This is a genomic window from Rickettsiales endosymbiont of Peranema trichophorum, from assembly GCF_004210275.1.
Taxonomy (GTDB): domain Bacteria; phylum Pseudomonadota; class Alphaproteobacteria; order Rickettsiales; family Midichloriaceae; genus RICK02.
Genome location: NZ_SCFA01000052.1, coordinates 1 through 5,062 on the forward strand (window position 1 = coordinate 1; position 5,062 = coordinate 5,062).

Annotated in this window: 4 protein-coding genes; 1 reads left to right on the top strand and 3 read right to left on the bottom strand. The window is 38.2% G+C overall.

The features are described from left to right. Window positions 1–173 precede the first annotated feature (173 nt). The 3 genes from EDM53_RS02380 to EDM53_RS02390 form a co-directional block, all read right to left on the bottom strand. Window positions 174–1,790 carry an IS1634 family transposase gene (locus EDM53_RS02380; RefSeq protein ID WP_130122055.1) on the bottom strand — a complete coding sequence of 539 codons (1,617 nt, stop codon included), beginning with the start codon at window positions 1,788–1,790 and terminating at the stop codon, window positions 174–176. 177 nt (window positions 1,791–1,967) lie between these two features. Continuing rightward, complete coding sequence (locus EDM53_RS02385; RefSeq protein WP_130122057.1) at window positions 1,968–2,390, bottom strand: hypothetical protein; 423 nt, start codon at window positions 2,388–2,390, stop codon at window positions 1,968–1,970. Between the two features lie 57 nt (window positions 2,391–2,447). After that, complete coding sequence (locus tag EDM53_RS02390; protein ID WP_130122059.1) at window positions 2,448–3,650, bottom strand: hypothetical protein; 1,203 nt, start codon at window positions 3,648–3,650, stop codon at window positions 2,448–2,450. A 208-nt stretch (window positions 3,651–3,858) separates the two neighbouring features. On the opposite strand from EDM53_RS02390, the gene EDM53_RS02395 reads away from it, so the two are divergent. Next, window positions 3,859–4,437, top strand: a complete 579-nt coding sequence (locus EDM53_RS02395) for an IS110 family transposase (RefSeq protein WP_130122061.1) — start codon at window positions 3,859–3,861, stop codon at window positions 4,435–4,437. The last annotated feature ends 625 nt before the right edge of the window (window positions 4,438–5,062 follow it).

A 5,062-nucleotide genomic window follows, 5' to 3' on the forward strand; every position in this document is an offset into this window, starting at 1 on the left:
GGATTGGATACCTATTGTATGATATGGCACGAAAGTGAGCAGACGTCTAGCAGGTGCTGAATGGCAAGAGAGTTTGAAGAACCTAATTCCCGAGTTTGACAGTTGTATTATAGTGGAGGGTGGATTTATGGGTGATTGGGGCATTATTAGTGTTTACTACAATTTGAGGTATTCTATAATTTGCAATTCATTGGCTGCTCCAAACTCAACGTTAACATAATTGCATTGCTTAAGTCATTATTGCGGTTAGTAATCTGTATCCTGTTGATATTATTATTTATTACCGTAACCTCCATTCCCGACAATGCTTCTCTAATACCGTCATGAGTAACACCTTCTACTCCATTGGTTTTTAACTTTATTTCTAAGCTTCTTTCAAATAAAAACGCAATGTAACTTAAAGTTAAATGGCCAATAATTCTATTGCTTGTCCAGTGAAACATTGGCCTGGTTTCAAAGTGATGCTTCAAAATCCTGAATGACTCCTCAACTACCCATAACTGATGATAAGCAGCCGCAACCTCTGCTGCAGATAAACTCATATTATTGGTTTCAATCCCGTAAAACCCATCCCACTTTCCGTCTTCAATGATTTTTTCCGTCCTTAACTTTGGCGATTCTTTAATAGTAATATCAAGATATTTTCTCGCCCCTCTTGTTGAAGTAAAACTATTATTATCTAGCATACTATTGGCCCTTTCCACCATACGTGCCCTGTCAGCCTTATCTGTTGCCGCTCTTCTAGCAGACCAAGTGCAAATTAGTCTGCCAGTAATTTTATGTATCTCTTTTGCACCGCCTTTTTGCAGTCTTACCGTTCTATCCCGATTTATTACTTTAAAACCAAGTCCCTCTTCATTATCGTAGGACCCTATCTTCTCATAACCCCTAAGATCTAGAATTTCCTTCTTTATTGCATCTTCCGTGTTTTTGACTTTTGACCCAACAATATAATCAAAGCCTGCATTCTTGATTTCTAGTAAATTTGCACCGTTGTTTATTCCTCTATCGGCAACCAAAATTACCTGCTTTATATTGTACTCCCTACTGATACTTTCTAGAGCCTTAACCAAGGTATGGCCTTCATAGCTGTTGCCTTTGTGAATATTAAACTTAATCGGCATCCCTTGATGATTGACTAAAATGCTAAACATTACTTGAGTGTTATTAATTTTACAGTCTTTACTAAAACCAAAATCCTTCAGATCGTCTTGTACCACACTTTCAAAATAAAACGTTGTAACATCGTAAAATACTACATTAACTACCATTTTATCCTTTTCAATTTGCTGTCGGTATAGGTGTTTTTGGAGAGCTTCGTGATGCTCTGCTAAAAAATCCAAAGTACGATATATTTTATGCAGAGGTATTTCTTTAGCAGCGCCGTAATATTTTTGATGATTATAAATTTGCAACTTACTTTCTGGCTTAAGTAGCCTACTAGAGAGCAACAATTTTAATACGGATTCAATGTCGATTTTTAATTTGCTGTTTCGCATACTCTGTTTGATAAATGAACCCACTGCAAAATATTGCCAAAAATGATTTATCACTTGGCTTGCTCCATAGTTAATTTTCTCGGACACTACAGCGCTTTCCAGATCGACTAGTTCAACTGTTGCACTATATTTTGTGACTTGTGCAAATGATTTAATAAAGGCAGAATCCAGATTCTTTAGTGGGCCAAAGCTGCAAATTTTTCTATGCTTTACCTTTCCGTCTTCATCTCTATAAGACTGCGCCAAGTATAAATAGCTTTGGCATTTACCTTTAACAATTTTAAAAAACATAGGAAATACACATGTGTTGACTACGCGTATATATTAATATACCCAAAACCTAAGGTCAATACAACTATAGGTGTTTACTACAAAATACTGAGCTTCTCATCAAAACCACCACTCCACACGGGTTCCCACAACATCATCCCAGATTCTGTCAAACTCAGGACGCAGAGGTCTCATTAATTAGCATTTCATCAAATAACGCGCATTTATTTGCGCTACTTGACTTATCAACAATTGCTTTAATGCTATCAGTACATCCAGGGTACCATCTTTCCCTCTTTTAACTCTTGGGTCGTGTTTTTTGATGGGATAGTCGGGATCCCCCAGCACAAGGCATAACTCACTGCTTTGATTCCCATGAACCTCTGTTACTGACGTGTATGGCTTCGTGGACAAGGCACTAGCAATAGCGTTCAGAGCTTGAACCCTAGACCTAACACCATCAGGTTTCAAATCAACAGTCTCATTATAACCACCTTGACCAAGAGAAAGTGGTGGTGTATTCCCTGCATGCCTCTCCTCAGCGCTTCTACTCCCGTGAAAGATACTGTCTTGGTTACTATAGACATTTTGTCTGGCCTGTACATTGTATTCCCCTACCATCTCCCCCTCTCCTAATGTTAGAAAAGTATCTGTAAAACTAGCATCCCCCCGACATTCTTAGTACCACAACACATCCTCTACACCCATAGCATATTCCTCAATTCCTTCATACATCTCCTCCACGCACATCTTGTGACTATATAGAATATTCATCGCACCACTCATCAATAATGGCATCTCATAGGAGTCAACACCTCCATATATGAACTCACTATTAACTTGGTGGCTCAACACTTGCTCCACTCTTGCTGCTTCCCATGTCTCTATTCCCATACTCTCTTCCAGTTGCTCCTCTCCTTCTTTCTCACCTAATCTAAACGTCATCCCTTTGTTACAACTCTTCATGTACTCCAAAATCCTTACCACTGAGTGCCTTTTCATTACATGCTCCTGTAGCCACAATGGCAGCTCCTCAATCCAACTCATCAAACTCTGGAATACTTCCAGTATAACATCCCTACTATCCTCATTGCTATCTACAATACGATCTCTATAACACTCCTGGCTTACAACCTCTTCACCAATACTATCGCTGGCCCCTTCACCCTTTATAATGGCCTTATTATCTCTTGCTACCGTCTGGACTTTCTGCTCCTCGTCGCTCTTATTCTCATCCGTGTCTCCATCTTCTCCAACATCATCTTTTTTTTTATCTCCCAATTTAAGCATTTCCTGCTTTTGTTGCTCATCATAGTCTTTCAGATACTGGACACTATCAAACTTTCTCCATAGACTCTCATCAAGTTTATCAAGCGACTCCTTCGTATATAAAGCATCCAAAAAATACTTTCTTATATACCACCAACCATCATCTGTCGTCACATCCCATCTTGGTAACTTGACCATATTGTACATCCCTACAAACTCTTTGCCTTCTAAGTCTACCAATGGTATGTCTCTATTGTGTTTTAAATACTCCAATACTGCTCCAAACACACTTCCATCTGTCTCCCTTATCATGCTACTTGTTCTTTCTTGACCAAACACCTTACGAATAACACTATCGTATGCTCCTATCATTGCCGTCAGTATACTCCCGCTATGTGGCGTAGACAAAATCTTTTCAACTGTATCTGACTCCCCATAAATCACAGCTTTATATAATGTTAAGCTTAGCACATCGTCTCGGAATAGTTTTTGCTCCTTGTGATTCCTTATAAACGTCCCTATCGCATCTTCCAATTGCCCATTGTCTAATCCATCGCATATCTCTTCAAACTCAGCGTATGTCATTTTTACGTTCAACGCTCTTGGTTTCATATAAGTACCTTCCTAATTTTGTGTTTTTTAACAGTAACTTAAGTAGTTCTCCAACATCTAGCTAATAAAATCAATATAATACATACTGTAATTGGGAATAGTAAGGTTTGTATGAAGAATGGATACACAACACAATTATTTGGATATTGGAATAAGGAGTGTATTTATTTGATGGCAATAACTTTAATTAATTATAGGAGTGTATCCGATGAAGTATTATATAGGTTTAGACGTGTCATTGAAAGAAACATTTATCAATGTGATTAATGTTAATGATAAGGGTAAAACAGTATACGAATGTTCAGTATTAAGCGAAGCAGGTGTGATTGGAGATTGTTTAAGCGAACGAGGCTATAAGGAAGATGCTGTTTTAGGGATAGAAAGCGGACAGCTATCAATACATTTATGTAAAGCTTTATCAAAGGCAGGGTTTGAGGTGAAGTGGGTAGATGCAAGGCATATGGCAGCAGCATTATCTGCGAGGATCAATAAGAATGATAAAAATGACGCATTAGGTATAGCTATTATGCTACGTAATGAATGCTATAAGAATGTTCAAATAAAGAGCGAGGAGAGTTGCGAGCTAAAGGTTATGATAGGTAGCAGAAGGCAGCAGATAATTGGAACGATTAGGGGTCTGCTAAAGATTTATGGTATAAAATTACAAAGCAGTAAACATGGGAATTTTATAGAAGTAGTAAAAAGGAATATAGCAGGACTTTCTAATCCTGTTATACCAAATTTCAGATTAAATCAGGCAAATGGATTTGAGGATGAGGCTGCGTAAGCGTATTGAAATACGTGCGCAGAGCCGAGTTTCACAAAATCCGTTTTGAATCATTTAAAAATGAGATTTGGTATAAAACGGTGATAGTTAATATTGGCAATAAAGGTGCTAGTTATGTAGATGGAAGGGATAAGTGAGAGGAGTTGGTTGAGGCTTTAGACCTCGTGTAATACATGTCACCGTCCGCTTCCACCTAATATGTATATTGAGGCATGCCATGATAAAGTCAACAAAGGCTTGGCCATATCAGACCTCGGAGAGAACTATGGAAAGCAAACTAGTAGTCTAGAAGGTCAAAATAGCTAACATCAACCTTTTTTATTAAGATGCTAAAATCTTTACTTGACTGATTTGCAATTAGAGAACCACAACCAATATCTTGTAAAAACATAATAATGTATACACGTGATTATCTTCGGAACCACGCTTCGTCCCATAAAAGCTCACATTTCAATGCCTCCGTGGTCACCAAACTACCAGCTAGCGAGGGGCCCAGATTCTTGGTATAGTTCGTTGAACATAGTATCGTGAGCATAGTCTTCCAACATACCTTTGTGACTGATATGGCAAAGTGGCACTACATTTTGTGACATATAGATAGATGAGATGCCAATAACATCAGCTT

Excerpts from the sequence above, each read along its gene's own strand:
- EDM53_RS02380 (WP_130122055.1), bottom strand. The coding sequence starts at position 1,790 with ATGTTTTTTAAAATTGTTAAAGGTAAATGCCAAAGCTATTTATACTTG.
- EDM53_RS02385 (WP_130122057.1), bottom strand. The coding sequence starts at position 2,390 with ATGGTAGGGGAATACAATGTACAGGCCAGACAAAATGTCTATAGTAAC.
- EDM53_RS02390 (WP_130122059.1), bottom strand. The coding sequence starts at position 3,650 with ATGAAACCAAGAGCGTTGAACGTAAAAATGACATACGCTGAGTTTGAA.
- EDM53_RS02395 (WP_130122061.1), top strand. The coding sequence starts at position 3,859 with ATGAAGTATTATATAGGTTTAGACGTGTCATTGAAAGAAACATTTATC.